The organism is Dehalobacter sp. TeCB1 (assembly GCF_001707455.1).
GTDB lineage: Bacteria > Bacillota > Desulfitobacteriia > Desulfitobacteriales > Syntrophobotulaceae > Dehalobacter > Dehalobacter restrictus.
Genome location: NZ_MCHF01000016.1, coordinates 19,365 through 35,572, shown reverse-complemented (window position 1 = coordinate 35,572; position 16,208 = coordinate 19,365). Strand labels below are relative to the sequence as shown.

The window sequence follows — 16,208 nt, the reverse complement described above, 5'->3', positions numbered from 1 at the left end:
TATTCAATCAATCCTCTATTACATCTTCGGAACGGACTGGTAGTAAAGTGCCAGCGTTCCCGGTCCGACATGACTGCCTACAACACAGCCAATATCACTAATAATTACGTCTTTGACCGGCAGTGTATTTTTGATTTCTTCAGCCAGGGCTTTGGCTTCTTCCAAACATGCCGAATGAGAAATTCCGATCACTTGCTTTTCTGCTTCAACGATCTCATTTTTCATGATTTCAATAAGCTTGCGGATCGCAGCTTTTCTGGATCTGACTTTGTTAAATACGTCAATTTTTCCTTCCGTATTCATGTGCAGGATCGGTTTGACATCCAAAAGTCCGGCGACGAATCCGGCTGTTTTGCTTAATCTTCCGCCCTTCACAAGGTACTCCAGCGTATCAATGGTAAAAATGTACCGCATTTTATTTTTAATCTCCATGATTTGCGGTTCAATCTCCTGCCAGGTATCGGTATGCTTCAGTATTTCTGACGCAAGTATGGCCTGCAGTCCAAATCCCAAAGATGCACCAAGGCTGTCGATGATATGTATTTTCTCCGAAGCGCTGCACATTTCCCGCACCATCACTGCCGTTTGACAAGTTGAGCTTAAGCCGGAAGACAGGTGTATGGCAATGACCTCTTTACCTTCAGCCAATACTTTTTCGTAGGCGTCCTTTAAGAGATTCAAATTAGGCTGCGAAGTCTTCGGGAGTTCTTTATAGTCTTTGAAGTTAGCGTAAAACTTGTCCGGAAAAATATCGATCCCTTCAGCATAGGTAACCCCATCAATATTTACCGGCATCGGGACAACAACAATCCCAAGTTTTTCAGCTAGATCTCTTGGCATATCTGAAGCGCTGTCTACTACGATCTGAAATGGCATGCTATCACTCCATCCAAAAAAAGATATTATAAATAATCCTACCAATTACATCCTATTTGTCAAGTTTTTTAGAAAACTTAGGTTGCACTTCGATCTATCGGAAAATGTACAGCTTTTCGATAACCTAGACAGTTAAAAAAAATAGCGCTTGTCCAAGCGCTATTTTATTCCTGTTTTAGAGATAGTTCAAAGGATTTACAGTACTGCCGTTAATGATTACTTCAAAATGCAAATGTGATCCTGTTGAATTGCCGGTTGAGCCTACATTGCCGATGTTTTGGCCTTTCGATACAGTTTGTCCGACACTGACAAATAGTTTGGATGAGTGACCATACCGGGTAGATACGCCATTACCATGATCGATCATGATGCAGTATCCATATCCGCCATCCCATCCTGCTTCTACAACGGTGCCGGAAGCAGCCGCATAATAGGGCTGGCCGGTAACTCCATCAATGTCGATTCCAGTATGGAAGCTGCCATGACGAGAACCATAATAGGAGGTAATACCTCCGCTGATGGGCCAGCTTAAACCGGAGATACTGCCGGATCCGCGGGATGTCCCAACATAGACAATTGAGCGGCCAGGTCCTTTAGCAACAATCTGATTTACAGGTTTATTGACGACTTCTTCCTTGACAACCTGCTTTTCGATCATTTTACCATTTTCCTCAACATACGAATATGTAACGGCCTTTTCACCATCTTTACCCGCCTGCTTGATGATACTCTTGCCGTAGCCGAGACTGCTGTCCGTCTTGGAAAGCACATCAAACGGAACAACCTCACTGACTACTTTCGTACCTTCACTTCGTACTGTAAGGTAAGGCTTTGTTTGAACAAGCTTGATTTTCTGTCCTGGCTGAATTACTGAGTCTTCAGTAAATCCCGGGTTAGCAGCAATCACTTCGTCTGTCAGCATATTGTTCTTACGGGCAATCAGCCATAAAGAATCATCTTCTTGAATGGTATACGTGGTTTCTGCCACATCGCCTTTAACCAAGATTTCCAAAGCGGCATCAACTGTCTTGACTTCACTCGGGTGAACCTTTGATGCAATTTTGGAGACCGGTTCGACAATTTTAACTGAAGAAACAGTATTATTTTTCGAAGGCTTCGTCTGATAATCCTCATACTTTTTCAACAAAGTATTGATGTCTTGTTCGTTGGCTAAAACAACCACGACTTTGCCATTCACCTGTAGCCCATAGCCATTGACGTACGGCTTAATGGCATTTGCCAAAACATCTTTAGACACCGGCCCGGTATAATCTTCATTCTTTAATCTTAGACTTTTATATTCTATGGTATCGCTGGTCTGAGCAACGGTTCCGGCTGCGTTCCCCTGCTGGGTAAGAATCTCTTGAACCAGTCGTTTAGCCTCAGACTTACTTGCTGCATAACCAATGTTTTTACCGTTTACAACAATACCTACTGCCGGAGTTGTCGAGCTAAAATAAAAACAACCACTGAAAATCACTGCCAAAGCCAGCACGGTGATCCCGATCGTCTTTGGAGATTTCCAGGAAATATTTTTAATCTTTGCTGCCGTCTTCGAAAAAATTTCTTTATATTCGATTTTATTTGCTAAGTTCACGATGCCAAATTTTATTTTTTTTGCTTGCTTAGCCAAAGCCTCTGCAGTATTCACTTTTTTAAATTTTTGTATGATTTTGTCCAGATAATTTTTGTTTATCTTTCTACTAATCATTCTCGCCTCCCTTAGCTTGTCATTCGTACACTGCTATATCATACCATTAATTAAGCCTTAAGAAAATACAGGAATTTTCCAATTCATTGGCTCACACGTTTATTCCTTGAGAAATTCCTTATATTCTAGGCAAAATTTCTTTTAATTTTATTGATAAAGGACAAAATTCCCGTGGACCTTTCATGGGTGACTCTTTTCCCAAGAAGCGTTTTGGCGATGCTGAGGACCTGAACTGCATATTCAGAATTAGGCTGGGATAAAAATAAGGGGTTTTGACTCTTTAAGGATTTTGTGACTTTTTTGTCATCGTAAATCCAGCCAAGCAGTTCCGGCTGCAGCTTGAGATATTTGGACGAAGCTTTCTTAAATGTTTCACAGCACTTTATCGCTTCGGCTTCATCTTCACAGCGATTGATCACCAGGTAAGGACGGATATTCGAATTGCGGTACGCCAGCGCTTTGGTCAGTCCGTATGTATCCATCATCGCGTGCGGTTCTGTGGTGGTAACCAGCAGCAGGTCATCCGCAGCCTCCAAAAATTTAAGTACGACTTCCGAAATACCTGCTCCGGTATCGATCAGAAAGATATCGCATTCACCTTCCAGATCCGCAAATCCGGATATGATACGGTTAAACTGAAGAGGACTGAGATTTGTTAATGATGAAATGCCACTTGAACCCGGCAGAAGCTTAATTCCTCCCGGACCGGGAGTCAGAATGTCCTTTAAGGTGCACTCGCCTTTCAGGACATGGGTAAGGTTCAGCGGATTATTCAATTTCAACAATAATTCGACATTGGCCATCCCAATATCGGCATCAAGGATAATGACTCTTTTACCAAGCTGGCTTAAAGCCATACTCAAATTGATAGCGAGTGAAGTTTTACCAACTCCTCCCTTACCGCTGCCGATCGCAATGACTCTGGATTTTTTTTGCTGTCTCTGGACAGTTGGAATCGTAACGCACCAGCTCTGCTGAGCCGGCTGCCGGGAAATCACTTCGGATGTAAGGACGATTTTCGAATCGGAAACCAGCCAGCGTATCACGGTACCAATCGGGATCAGCAGCAGATAACCTTTATGTAAAGTGATTGCCAATTCCAAGCGGTCAGGGAATACATTCTTTATTTCTGCAGTATAGATGTCGTGAAACAATTCGGAGTTAGTCGTAAAATTAAGTTTTTGTCCTGCAAAGAATTGTGGCTGATTCATTAATTTCCTCCTGAATTCTGAACTGCTATATAATTTTCTACAACGAAGGACAAGTTCCCTTCTGCGCAGATAAAAAAAATGATTGCGAGAGATGGGCAATCATTACATATTACCATTTTTACCTCTTTCTGATATGATAGTTACAAAGTAGCATTAACTGGATCATACAGGAGGATTATTAATGAGTACGTATGGTTTAATCGGAATGGTTTTCATTTCTTTAGCTTTACTGATTTACAGCATCGGCGTCTGGAGCGAGCATTTTCAACGCAGACTGAAATGGTGGCATGTCATAACCTTTTATTGCGGCCTGATCTGCGATACCATTGGAACTGGGGCAATGGGACTTATGGTAGGAGGCCTGCTTCAATTCACTTTTCATGGTCTCACCGGTCTCGCGGCGATTATCATTATGTTTTTTCATGCCATTTGGGCAACAGTCGTCTTGATGAAAAACAATGAGCAAATGATTGGTAAATTTCATAAATTCAGTATTCTTGTGTGGGTTATCTGGTTGATCCCGATGATTACCGGTGCAATATTCGGTGCTAGCGTATAAGAAAAGTAATGCTCAGGGAGAAGTAAGCGTGACTTTTACACCATATTGTTCAATTCTTTTTATTTGTTCCGGAGAAGCTCCAGCATCTGTGATAAATTGATTCACTTTTTCCCATTTAGCAAATGTATGGTAGAGAATATGACCAAGTTTCGCACTGTGAGCGACAAGAATAACTTCCCTGGCCGAAGTAATCATGGCCTGTTTGACTTCGGATTCAATCATGCTCGATGTCGAAAGACCTTTTTCCGTGCTGATGCCTGTCGCCGACAGAAACAGTTTATCCGCATAGAAACCATCTAGATTTTCCCTGGTCATCGGCCCCAGCAGCGAATAGGTCGTGCTTTGCACTTCCCCGCCTGTTAAGACGGTCGTGATATCTTCACGCATACTGAGTATTTCGGCAACGGCAAGGGAATTCGTTACAACCGTGCATTTTATGTCAAGGGCGAGCGCAATCGCCAGTGTCGTCGTTCCGGAATCTAGAATTACGGATTCTCCTTCATTAATCAGACCAGCAGCTGCTCGGCCAATGCTAAGCTTTTCACTTTGGGCTTCGCCGATCCGCGTAGTAAAGACGGTATTCTTAATTTGAGGGTTTTGAGGATAAACGGCTTTGCCGTGTTCCCGCTGAATCAAGCCCATCAAAGCAAGCTGTTTAAGATCACGGCGTATGGTCATTTCGGAAACATTAAACTCAGCAGCCAGTTCCGCTACCGTCAAATGCCCGTGTTTTTGGAGCAAATATCTGATTTTTTCCTGTCTGCCCGCTGTCAACTGCCCACCTCCAGCTTTATATATGCATTTCATGCTATTGCCATATTAAAGTTTATTTAAGTATGACAAGGTATTAGATCTGCCAGTTCTTTGTTTATAGTATTGCAACGGAACCCTCATAGACAACGCCGGACAAGGCGTCTACAGTAATTAAAACACCTTCCTGAATCTTCTGTACAGCATCATCCGCTCCGACGATTGCCGGAATCCCATATTCCAAAGCAACGATGGCTGCATGCGAGGTCAGTCCTCCGCGTTCAACCACAACTGCACCGGCTTTCGCCATAACCGGCAGCTGCTCGGCATCGGTAAAAGGTGCTATAAAAATATCCCCTTGGCTGAATTTCTCCGGATCGCTAGCTTTGCTTGCTTTCCCCGAATAAGCTCTTCGTCCGATCCCTGTACCTCTTGCCAGCACATTCCCGACCACCTGGACTTTGATCAGATTGGTCGTGCCAACTTTACCGACCGGGACACCCGCAGTCAGCACAACAACATCGCCGGTTTGAATCAATTTCTGATCCAAAGATCTTGTCACGGCAACGGAAAGCAGTTGGTCCGTTCCTGTACTTTCCGGGACAATGATGGTATGAACACCCCAGCTGAGGGTCAGGCTTCTCGCTACTTCGGGATAAGGCGTTGTTGCGATGATCAACGACTTCGGCCGGTAACGGGAAATCATTCTGGCTGTTTTGCCGGACTGGGTCGGCGTAATGATTGCGGCCGCGTTCAGATCCGCTGCTATGGTATAACTGGCATGACCGATCGCGTCGGCAATATTGCGTCCTTTTTCCAACGGGGCACTGGTCTTAAAAAATATCCCTTCAGCCTTGTGCGCTATTTTATCCATTGTCTGTACCGCTTCGACCGGAAATTCACCGGCTGCAGTCTCACCGGAGAGCATGATCGCGTCCGTGCCGTCTAAAATTGCATTGGCAACATCACTTGCTTCTGCTCTGGTCGGACGCGGCTGGTGCGTCATCGATTCCAGCATCTGCGTCGCTACAATGACTGTTTTGCCCAACGCATTGCATTTGCAAATAATCTCTTTTTGAAAAATTGGGACTTCTTCCACCGGGATCTCCACGCCGAGGTCTCCCCGGGCTACCATAATACCGTCGGCAACTTCCAAAATACTGTCGATATTACGTATGCCTTCATGACTTTCAATCTTGGCGATAATCTTTACCGCAGCGTTCGCTTCCTCGACAACCTTCCGCACTTCCAGAATATCCGAAGCCTTGCGGGTAAAGGAAGCCGCGATAAAATCAATCCCGTTTCGCAGCCCAAACTGAATATCTTCGATATCTTTCAGCGTGAGAGCCGGCAGCTGAATGCTGGCGCCGGGAACATTGACCCCTTTTTGGGATTTTAGCAGGCCCCCGTTCCTGACGATCGTCGTGATTTGTCCATTCTCAGCTGAGGTGACTTCCAGGTCAAGCAGCCCGTCACTCAGCAGAATATGATTTCCGGGCACAACCTCGCTCCAGAGATCCGGATAGGTCACAAAGACCCGCTCAGCTGAACCGAGGCTTTCATCCTGATCAAGCATAAAGCTGCTTCCGTTTTCCAGATGGACCCCTTGCTCAGGAACCAAGCCTGTACGAATCTCCGGACCTTTGGTATCCAGCAGGATCCCCAGATTAACACCGGTTTGTTCTGCAGCAGCTCTGAGGTTCACAATTGTTTTTCCATGCGCCTCATGACTGCCGTGAGAAAAGTTAAGTCTGGCCACATTCATGCCGGACTGAATCAGCTGTCTGATCTTATCCGGATGCTCACTGGCGGGACCGATCGTACAAATGATCTTGGTTCTTCGCATCATATCGCCCTCTCTTACTGAATTTGGCTAACACGACATACTTAATTTGCCTACGAAAAATAAACTGTCATGCAAAGATTCATCTACATTACTCCAGATTTTGTCTGCGTGCCACAATTCCAGCGTCAAGCGAAGCAGGACGCGTAGCGCAGCCGTTTGTGTCAAGGAGGACACAACGGCTGGAAGCGGAATTGTGGCATGCAGACAGGCCCGAGATACTAAAAATGTTATTTACCCAAGATATTAATTAAAACCCGCGGGCAGCCATCATCTTGATCACATCGATCACCCTGTTCGAATAGCCGGATTCATTGTCATACCAGGCCAGGACTTTGACCATCTTATCCCCGATAACCATTGTGGACAGTCCGTCAACAATCGAACTGGCATTATTGCCGTTATAATCGCTCGAAACAAGGGGGAGTTCGTTATAGGAAAGGATTCCTTTAAGCTCACCTTCTGCAGCCTGTTTAAGCTTGGCATTGACTTCTTCCTTCGTCGTCGCTTTGCTGACATTCACAACAAAATCGACCAAAGACACATTCGGTGTCGGGACTCTTACTGCCAGACCATTCAGCTTTCCTTTGAGTTCCGGCAAAACAAGGGCCACAGCTTTTGCCGCTCCTGTGGTTGTCGGGATCATTGATTGGAATGCAGCTCTGGCTCTGCGCCAGTCAGAATGCTCAAAGTCTAGAATTCTCTGGTCATTGGTTACGGAGTGCGTTGTCGTCATCATTCCGTGCTCGATGCCAAATTCTTTCATAATCACTTTCGCAACAGGAGCCAGGCAGTTGGTGGTACAAGAAGCGTTGGAAATGATATGATGTTTGGCCGGATCATATTTGTCGTCATTGACACCCATCACAATCGTGAGATCTTCATCTTTCCCGGGTGCCGAAATAACAACCTTTTTAGCCCCTGCTTTCAGGTGTTTACCTGCGCCTTCCCTGTCCACAAATCTTCCGGTCGATTCAATCACGACATCGACGCCCAGTTCTTTCCAGGGCAGCTCTTCCGGGTTTTTTTCGGCCAAAAGTTTGATGGTGCTTCCTTTGACCTTCATCACACCATCTTCGACGATAACATCGTAAGGCAGTGTACCGTGGGTAGAATCGTATTTCAGCAAATGCGCCAGCATATCTGCTTTGCCAAGATCATTGACTGCAACGACTTCCAAATCCCCTGAAGATTCAAGGAAAGCTCTCATACAAAGCCTTCCAATTCTGCCAAAACCATTGATTGCTACTTTAACGGACATAAATATCATCCTCCAAATGTTTATTTAAACATATATATTCCGTGTAAATGAACATATTCCTGCTTTAAAATGTTAATTCGCACATTTTTGTTTTGAAATTGCATATGAACATAGCGTCCCCAGAAAAGAACAAATCTTTCAGGAAATTTCAAGGATTACTGCATGAAAAAACCAGGATAACCTAATGAGATACTATCCTGGTTTATTATTTTCTCTCTAATTGTGGTTAGTGATCATCAACGTTTTTAAACAATCCTTCCTTGCTATCGCCGATCTTGGAATAATGATTTCAAACAGTGCGCAGTATTTATCTGCGAAGGCGACAACAAACGATTCCGTATAGCGCGGCAGTTTCACAGTTAAGGGCCACATATGCTTGACAATAATGTCCTTTTCCACATCATTCAAAATAAAATACTTTCCGGCATTTTCCAGGGCAGCTGACGGATGGGTAAATCCGTGCAACCCCTTTTCCGGTTTCGTCGTATGCCAGTCATACAGAAAAAAGTCGTGCAGGAGTCCGCCCCGCGCCGCAGACCGGAAGTCGAGCCCCAGTCTACGGCAAAGAATAAAACTGGTGTAGGACACGGAAAAGCTGTGTTCCAGACAGGTAATATGCTTATGATGAATATACTTCTCCATGACATACAGTTTTTCGTTAATGATCAATTCCTGAATACAGTCCCGGTATTCATCGAAATCACTGAAACCTGTCTTTAAGTTCGATCTTAATTTTGTTAAGCCTTTCATTCAGGATGCTCCTTACATCACGGTTAATGATACCCGCATTCAAAACCATCAGGAGTGGAAAAGCCAGAAAAAACCGTTTGTATTTCAATACCTTTTCTCGATATTTGATTACGGGGACGTTGGCATAATTCAGAATGACTTCCCTGAGATTCAGCGCATCGCCGACAGATTTCACTGTATCTGCGAAAAAGTAGACAACAAACGCAATGACCAGATACGCCTTGACTTCCACCGGTATCAAGAATACCCTTGCAGAAATGACCGGATGAACATACTGGAGCAGCACAAAGGCCAGCAAACCCCAGAGTACAGAATATTCCAGACAGATATACCCCTTTAGATTGGCGGTTTTATTGCTGTAGTCCCACCATTTGTAGTGAAATATTTTTTCCAGAAGAAACCCCGTCAGATATTCCAATCCGGTAACAACCAGGACAGCCATCAAAATACTGATCAGTACTGCGGCCGGTGAGCTTCCAAAGACGGAACTCGCCCATTCGGAAGAAAGAAGCACTAAAACAGCGCTGAAACCATAAAGCGGACAAAAGAATCCGGCTAAAAAGCCCCTGTTGATAAATTTTCCATGGACGATGCAGGCAAACCCCGATTCCAGCATCCAGCCTAAAAAAGAATAGATTGTAAAGAATAACAGAATATCCATTCCGCTGCTTCCCATGATTCCCCCTCCTTCCTCCATTTAAGACTAAGATAATTATCGCAATAATTTTACAAATTCTTTTATTTTTTAGGTCTGGTTATATTCCCGCCTGATTAATCAGCGAAGCCAGATACCCGGCTCCAAACCCGTTGTCAATATTAACAACGCCGATTCCTTCCGAGCAGCTGTTCAGCATGGTAAGCAAAGGGGCGAGTCCGCCAAAATTCGCGCCATAACCGACACTTGTTGGGACCGCGATGACCGGACTGGCGGCCAGTCCACCGACAACACTTGGCAGCACGCCGTCCATCCCGGCGACAACAATCAGCACCTTGGCCTGCTGCAGCCGCTCCGATTGGGACAATAGTCGGTGAAGACCTGCTACGCCTGTATCATACATGCGTTCGACCTTATTGCCCATAGCTTCCGCGGTTACAGCTGCCTCTTCGGCAACTGGCAGATCTGAAGTACCTGCACTCACAACGAGGATATTGCCAACAGACCTTTGAACCCCTTTTCTGATCACAATCGTGCGGGAGGTTTCATTGAACTCAGTCGACGGGATCTCCCGGCAGACGGCCTCATAGACTTCCCTGCCGGCCCTTGTTGCGAGTACGTTCTGATCGGAAACCTCATGCAGTTTTTTGGCAATCTGAACAATTTGGTCTGTCGTTTTGCCCGGACAAAAGATTGCTTCCGGAAACCCCTTACGATACTGACGGTGAGTATCCAAACGCGCATAGCCCATGTCACAGCTGTACATCTGCTCAAGCTGCTGCAAGCCTTCATCGATTGAAATCTGACTGTCCTGAATCTGATTCAGGATTTGTTTGATTTTATCTTTCATGTTATTCCTACTCTCTCTTATTCAAGTAAGGCAAGCAACAGCGATATACCGGATCTAATATCGTTTTTAGACGCAATTTCCCCTGGCGTATGCAGATGCCGGACTGGAACAGCCAAGCCCCCGGTAGGGATCCCGCCTTTGGTCAGGTGAACTGGTCCGGAATCGGTACCTCCTTTTGTAATGATTTCCCATTGATAGGGTATCTCGTGCTGTTTGGCGATTTCGGCCATCCAGTTTTTAATTTGGGGAGATACGACGATCGATCTGTCCATCACTTTAATCGCAATACCTTTATTCAGAGAAGTCCGCGGCACCTCGTATTCCCTGGGCATATCAAAACTGAACGTCGTATCGATATTCAAAGCGAGATCCGGTTCCAGCGCGTAGGCGGCTGTTTTTGCTCCGCGCGCGCCTACTTCTTCCTGGGCAGTAAACACAAAGTACAAATCATTCTGGCTGCTGACTCTTTTCAATACTTCCAAGGCGATAAAACAGCCTGCCCGGTTATCCAGCGCTTTGGAGATCATACAGTCTTTGGTCTCATGATAAGCTCCGGAGAATACGGCCATATCGCCTTCCCGAACCATCGTTCTGGCCTCTTGTTCACTGGTTGCTCCAAGATCGAGGAACAGCCGTTCCGGTGAATTTTCATCCGGCTTCTTTTTCTCTTCACGGCTGACGACACCTACTGTTCCGTTGGCAAAAACAAAGCGCTGCGCGAGCAGAACATGATCTCGTAAACCGCCAACCGGTGCAAAATACAGATAGCCCTGCTTATTGATATGGGTAACCATGATGCCGACTTCATCCATATGGCAGGCAATCATCATTTTCTTTCCCTGGCCTTTTTTTCTGACAATCAGATTACCCAACGTATCCGTATAAGCGGTATCAGCATCATTTTTTGTCTGGTCTAAAATCAGCGCCGCAACGTTATGTTCTTGGCCTGAAGGACCAAAAGTCTGGGTGAGCTGCTGAAGTAAGGTGAAATCTAAAGAGTCTAAAGGTTTTGTATCTGTCATAAAGAGCCTCCTACTTCTTATCAGGGATTCCATTAGATGTATTTTCTCGGGTAAGTTCGAGGCCCACAATACCGCTTTTCGGCTCTTATGCCATCCTTGGCGCAAAGAGCCGCGCTCCGCATCCAGCTTCGCTTTTCACCGAACTGTGGTCCTCAGACTATATTAAGAAATATTAAAATTTAAGAAATCGTGAATGTCGTTTAAAATGCATTGAAGAAGCTGTATACAGTGCTGATAGTCTTTTAGGCAAATAATGGAGCTCATCGTATGGATATTCCGGCACGGTACACTGAGTGTAATCGTAGGTATGCCGATACCGGCCTGATGGATATTTCCTGCATCATTGGCCGCGGCAGCCCCTTGTCTGAATTGGAGCGGAATATTATTTTTTGCAGCTGCAGCCATCACTTTTTGGACGAGTCCAGGTCTATAGACGGTTGCGGAATCCATCAGCGAACAGGCTGGACCGTTTCCTAGTGTGACAATCCAGTTTTCCCGTTCGGATTCAGTAAAATCTGCAGCGCCTGTCGCCTCAACAACCAGGGCCAGATCTGCCTGAAGATAATTGCTTACCACTTTCGATCCGCGCAGGCCAACCTCCTCCTGTACTGTGAATACAGCTGTCAGATCACAGGGATAATCCTGTTCTAAGAGCTCTATGACCGCCGCGCAGCCTACCCTGTCATCAAGGGCCTTGCCTTTGTACAGTCCTGAACCAATCTCTTCAAATACTGTTGGGAACGTGACGTAATCGCCCAGTTTCACAACATTTTCTACTTCTGCCTTGGAAGATGCCCCGATATCGATGTAGAGATCCTCGATATCCGGGATTTTTTTTCTTTCCTCCGTTTTCTGCAAATGAACGGCTTTCAAACCGATGACGCCTTGCAGACCGCTGTCGAATACGACGGTCTTGGCAATCAAAATTCCCGGTTCAACACCGCCGACGGTCTGAAACTTCAGATAGCCATCCGTAGTAATTTCCGTAACCATCAGGCCGATTTCATCCATATGGGCGCAGACCAGGACTTTTGGCAAATTTTCACCGAATTCTTTGCCGGCCCCTTTCTTCTCTACCAGCAGGTTTCCTATATGATCCGTCCTGCACGAATTCAAATTTTCTTGGAGTCGGTCTTTAAGATGTTCCAGGATAAAATCCCTGACAGTCTTTTCATTACCGGATACGCCGTTAAGCTCAGATAATTCTTTTAACAGCATGTTAGATTTCCTCCAATTCTTCCGGCAACGATGTAATGAAATACGCCAGCAGCTTGCCGCATTCAACAATATCCTGCAGCGAGGCCGTCTCGACGGATGTATGCATATACCGGAGAGGTATGGACACCAACCCGGTCGGTATGCCGTAACCGGTCAGCTGAATCACTCTGGCATCGGTGCCTGTCGCTCCTGGAACTGCCTGCCGCTGACAGACAATCCTGTTCTGCTGCGCACTGTCGGAGAGCCTGGCGTAGACCCAGGGATGGATATTCGGGCCTAGACTGATCACCGGTCCTTTCGCCAGTTCAGCGGAAACCTGACTTTTGGTATCCAGCGTTTGGGCATGCGTCACATCAACGGCAACTGCCAGCGACGGCAAAAGCCGCTCCGAGCTGGTAAGCCCTCCTCTTAAACCCACTTCCTCCTGAACCGTAGCGACCGCTACCACATCATGCTGATGTTTCATACCCATCAGTTCGTTCAGGCATACCGCCAGTACTGCGACTCCAGCTCTGTCGTCAAGCGCTTTGCCGGATATTCTGTCGTTAAGCAGCTGCAGCGGGCCCCTTTTGATGCTGGCGATATCTCCCGGTTTAACCATTTGAGCTGCCGCTGCATCATTAAAACCGATATCGATCACCAGGTCCTCTATATCGAGGGTCTGCCGCTTCTTGCTGTCCTTGTGGGAAGATCCCAGGCAAACTACGCCACGCAGATCTTCCTTTCCGTGTACCAGGATTTCCTGATAAAGCAAGGTTCTCTGGTCAATTCCGCCGAGCGTGGCAAAGTGTAAAAATCCTCTTTCATCAATATGGGTGATCATCAACCCGATCTCATCGATATGGGCAGCGAGCATTACGGAATGTTTCCCGCTGTGCTCTCCTTTCTTAACCGCATAGAAATTGCCGATAAAATCAGAGAAAGTCTCTGTCGATAGTGGCGCAAAAATATCCTGAAGTGTTGTTTTTAAACCCTGTTCATATCCGGAAACACCTGTCATTTCCGTCAACGAACAGGTAAGTTCCCGCGCAAGCTCGAAGGAATTTTTTAACACGTGCATCTTCCTTTCCTTAGTACCCTGTTAGCCCTCAATCGAAGCTACTCACCTGTCCCAAACAGAACTTCGATCGTATCTCCCCGATTGACAACTTTGCCGGCCTCCGGTGACTGCTTATAGGCGAGGCCGCTGCCGCCAAATTCATAGCGCAAATCCAGTTTTCCTAGTAATTCGCCGGCTTGTCTGATGGTCAGTCCTTTCAGATCTGGTACAAGCACTTCGCCTTCTCCAGCCTGTCTGGCAGGGGGACTGTTCTTGTCTGCTTCCGTATTACCATTTTTCGCGGCCGCTTGCTCCGCCAGAACGTCAGGGTCAACCTTGGTAAGATCACTCGGGGTCTCAGCGGAAACCGGCACGCCATAATATTGTAAAGTGCCCTCGATAATATTTTTAACGCGTGGTCCACCGAGTGTTCCCCCCTGGATGACCGGTGCATGCGGTGTATCAATAACGACCAGTACGGCGATCTTTGGATCGTTGGCCGGAGCATAGCCGACAAAAGAGACGATATAATCGGTATCCGAGTACTTCCCGGTTTCAGGATCAATTTTCTGGGCTGTTCCCGTTTTGCCGGCAACTTTGATACCGGGAATTTTAGCCCGGCTTCCGGTACCGCTGTCTACGACACTCACGAGGATATCGCTCATGGTCTTGCTGGTTGTCTTGGAAATAACCTGACGGACAATCTTCGGCTGGGTTTTACTGACGATCTCCCCGTCCTTATTCTTAATGTTTTCTACAATATACGGCTGCATGAGCTGGCCTCCGTTGGCCACCGCACAGATCGCCGTTAAGAGCTGGATCGGGGTGACAAGGTTGGCCTGACCGAACGACATGGTCGCCAGTTCAAGGCTTTTGACCCTGCTCTTGTCAATCAAAAGGCCCCTTTCTTCACCGGAAATATCAATATCTGTCAGACTTCCGAAGCCAAAAGACTTTAAGTATGTATAGAATAGGTCTCTGCCTAGTTTTTGTCCGACCTGGGCAAGTACAACGTTGGAAGACAGCTTCATGCCATCGACGAAAGTAATGTTGCCATGCGCCTTTTTGTCGGAATCCCAGTTTGTGATCCTGCGGCCCCCGACAACCCAATAGCCCGGATCTTTGAAGAGTTGGGTCGTATTAATGGCATTTTCTTCGAGTGCTGCCGATCCGGTGATGATTTTAAACGTGGACCCGGGTTCATAAATCATGCTGATGGCCAGGTTTTTCCTTTGATCCGGTTTGGTGGAGGCATAGTTGCTCGGATCATAGGACGGTCTGGAGCCCATACCGAGTATTTTGCCGGTCTTGGGATCCATGGCCAGGATAACCGCTCTCTGTGGCTTGGTTTCTGCGACAATATCATCCAGTTCGTGTTCAATGAGATGCTGAATGGTGGAATCGAGGGTCAGGGTTAAATTGTCCCCTGACTGTACATTATCCTGAATCTCATTGTTTTGATCCGTTTCTACCGGATTCTCTAGATTTGCTTCCCCTTTAAGCTCGGCGTTGTAGGAATACTCCAGACCTTCAACCCCGTCTCCAGCCATATTGACAATACCAAGGATCGCCGCTCCCATCTCCCCTGCCGGATAGCTTCTTTTATAATTATCACTGAAGCCGATCCCTTGAATATCAAGTTCTTTAATTTTTTCCGCCGTACTGATATCTACCTGCCGTTTCAGGCTGACCCATGCCAAGTCTTTTCGCAGTAGGGTAAGAATATCATTTTTATCTTCCCCCAAAATGGCCGCAATATTTTCAGCGATTTTTTCTTTTTTTTGTAATATTTGTTCGCTTGTCAGCGTTTTATCCTTGGCAATGGATTTATCCAGCATTCTCGGATCGGCATAGACATCCTTCACCGGCACACTTTTCGCCAGCACATTGCCCTGTGCATCCATAATGGTTCCCCGCTCATAAAGCATGGTCTGTCTTATCGCCTGGAAATCCGCACCTCTGGCCTTTAACTCTGCGGAATTGATAACCTGGAGGTAAAACAGTCTTCCTAATATTAAAACGCTCAAACCGATGAGCAGGCCATAGATAACCCACTCCCGGTAAAAATACTGCTTCGTTTTTTTCACGGTGTTGTTCCTTTCCTGTCATGATGCTCTGCTTCTATTTTACCATATGTTTTCAAGTTGATAAGATCCAAAACATCAAAAGCTCACATAATCTTAACTATCGATGGCAATTAAATAAAAACCACCTTGCTAAGATCTGTGAGCTTGAATCTATTCTCCCCCAATTAAACGAAAGCATTCAATGTAAATTTTGTCTTTGGCGCTGCAAGAAGAGGAGAAGCGCATTCTTCCTTATATGTCGTATTCATTCCATCCACCAATCATCATAATGATTAAAAATGCCCATGTTTATCGGCATTCACTAGAAAATTCATGAGAAAGACGGCAGCCGGAATGTGTGCACCTTAAGAGCCCTGAATGTGTATCCGGCTGCCGG

14 protein-coding genes are annotated in these 16,208 nt (G+C 46.0%); 1 reads left to right on the top strand and 13 read right to left on the bottom strand.

Annotated features, from left to right (window positions below; translation table 11 throughout):
* Positions 1-18 precede the first annotated feature (18 nt).
* The 3 genes from A7D23_RS04830 to A7D23_RS04820 all read right to left on the bottom strand — a co-directional run bounded on the left by A7D23_RS04830 (position 19) and on the right by A7D23_RS04820 (position 3,798).
* Positions 19-876: a DegV family protein gene (locus A7D23_RS04830; RefSeq protein ID WP_019225362.1), complete on the bottom strand. Its 858-nt coding sequence runs from the start codon at positions 874-876 to the stop codon at positions 19-21.
* Between the two features lie 175 nt (positions 877-1,051).
* The gene (locus A7D23_RS04825) at positions 1,052-2,587 is read right to left on the bottom strand and encodes a peptidoglycan DD-metalloendopeptidase family protein (RefSeq protein ID WP_019225361.1); all 1,536 of its coding nucleotides are present in this window, start codon (positions 2,585-2,587) and stop codon (positions 1,052-1,054) included.
* Between the two features lie 125 nt (positions 2,588-2,712).
* On the bottom strand, positions 2,713-3,798 hold the full coding sequence (locus tag A7D23_RS04820; RefSeq protein ID WP_019225360.1) for a MinD/ParA family protein: 1,086 nt from the start codon (positions 3,796-3,798) through the stop codon (positions 2,713-2,715).
* Between the two features lie 181 nt (positions 3,799-3,979).
* On the opposite strand from A7D23_RS04820, the gene A7D23_RS04815 reads away from it, so the two are divergent.
* A complete protein-coding gene (locus tag A7D23_RS04815; RefSeq protein WP_019225359.1) occupies positions 3,980-4,357 on the top strand; it encodes an HsmA family protein in 378 nt (125 codons plus the stop codon).
* Positions 4,358-4,369: 12 nt separating this feature from the next.
* Here A7D23_RS04815 and A7D23_RS04810 read toward each other — a convergent pair whose 3' ends face one another.
* The 10 genes from A7D23_RS04810 to A7D23_RS04765 form a co-directional block, all read right to left on the bottom strand.
* Positions 4,370-5,131: a DeoR/GlpR family DNA-binding transcription regulator gene (locus A7D23_RS04810; protein ID WP_019225358.1), complete on the bottom strand. Its 762-nt coding sequence runs from the start codon at positions 5,129-5,131 to the stop codon at positions 4,370-4,372.
* 94 nt (positions 5,132-5,225) lie between these two features.
* Positions 5,226-6,953, bottom strand: coding sequence for a pyruvate kinase (pyk, locus tag A7D23_RS04805; RefSeq protein WP_026071839.1), 1,728 nt, complete (start codon positions 6,951-6,953; stop codon positions 5,226-5,228).
* Between the two features lie 247 nt (positions 6,954-7,200).
* A complete protein-coding gene (gap, locus tag A7D23_RS04800) occupies positions 7,201-8,211 on the bottom strand; it encodes a type I glyceraldehyde-3-phosphate dehydrogenase (protein WP_019225356.1) in 1,011 nt (336 codons plus the stop codon).
* 216 nt (positions 8,212-8,427) lie between these two features.
* Positions 8,428-8,961, bottom strand: a complete 534-nt coding sequence (locus tag A7D23_RS04795; RefSeq protein WP_019225355.1) for an HD domain-containing protein — start codon at positions 8,959-8,961, stop codon at positions 8,428-8,430.
* Complete coding sequence (locus tag A7D23_RS04790; protein WP_019225354.1) at positions 8,912-9,637, bottom strand: membrane protein; 726 nt, start codon at positions 9,635-9,637, stop codon at positions 8,912-8,914. The genes A7D23_RS04795 and A7D23_RS04790 overlap by 50 nt, the downstream gene beginning before the upstream one ends.
* Before the next feature lie 79 nt (positions 9,638-9,716).
* Positions 9,717-10,466: a nickel pincer cofactor biosynthesis protein LarB gene (gene larB, locus A7D23_RS04785; protein WP_019225353.1), complete on the bottom strand. Its 750-nt coding sequence runs from the start codon at positions 10,464-10,466 to the stop codon at positions 9,717-9,719.
* 17 nt (positions 10,467-10,483) lie between these two features.
* Entirely contained in the window at positions 10,484-11,488 is a 1,005-nt protein-coding gene (locus A7D23_RS04780; RefSeq protein WP_019225352.1) for a M20/M25/M40 family metallo-hydrolase, read from the bottom strand.
* A 162-nt stretch (positions 11,489-11,650) separates the two neighbouring features.
* Positions 11,651-12,706, bottom strand: coding sequence for a M20/M25/M40 family metallo-hydrolase (locus A7D23_RS04775; protein WP_019225351.1), 1,056 nt, complete (start codon positions 12,704-12,706; stop codon positions 11,651-11,653).
* Position 12,707: 1 nt separating this feature from the next.
* Positions 12,708-13,766, bottom strand: coding sequence for a M20/M25/M40 family metallo-hydrolase (locus tag A7D23_RS04770; protein ID WP_034361939.1), 1,059 nt, complete (start codon positions 13,764-13,766; stop codon positions 12,708-12,710).
* Positions 13,767-13,804: 38 nt separating this feature from the next.
* Positions 13,805-15,832, bottom strand: a complete 2,028-nt coding sequence (locus A7D23_RS04765; protein WP_019225349.1) for a penicillin-binding transpeptidase domain-containing protein — start codon at positions 15,830-15,832, stop codon at positions 13,805-13,807.
* Positions 15,833-16,208 lie beyond the last annotated feature (376 nt).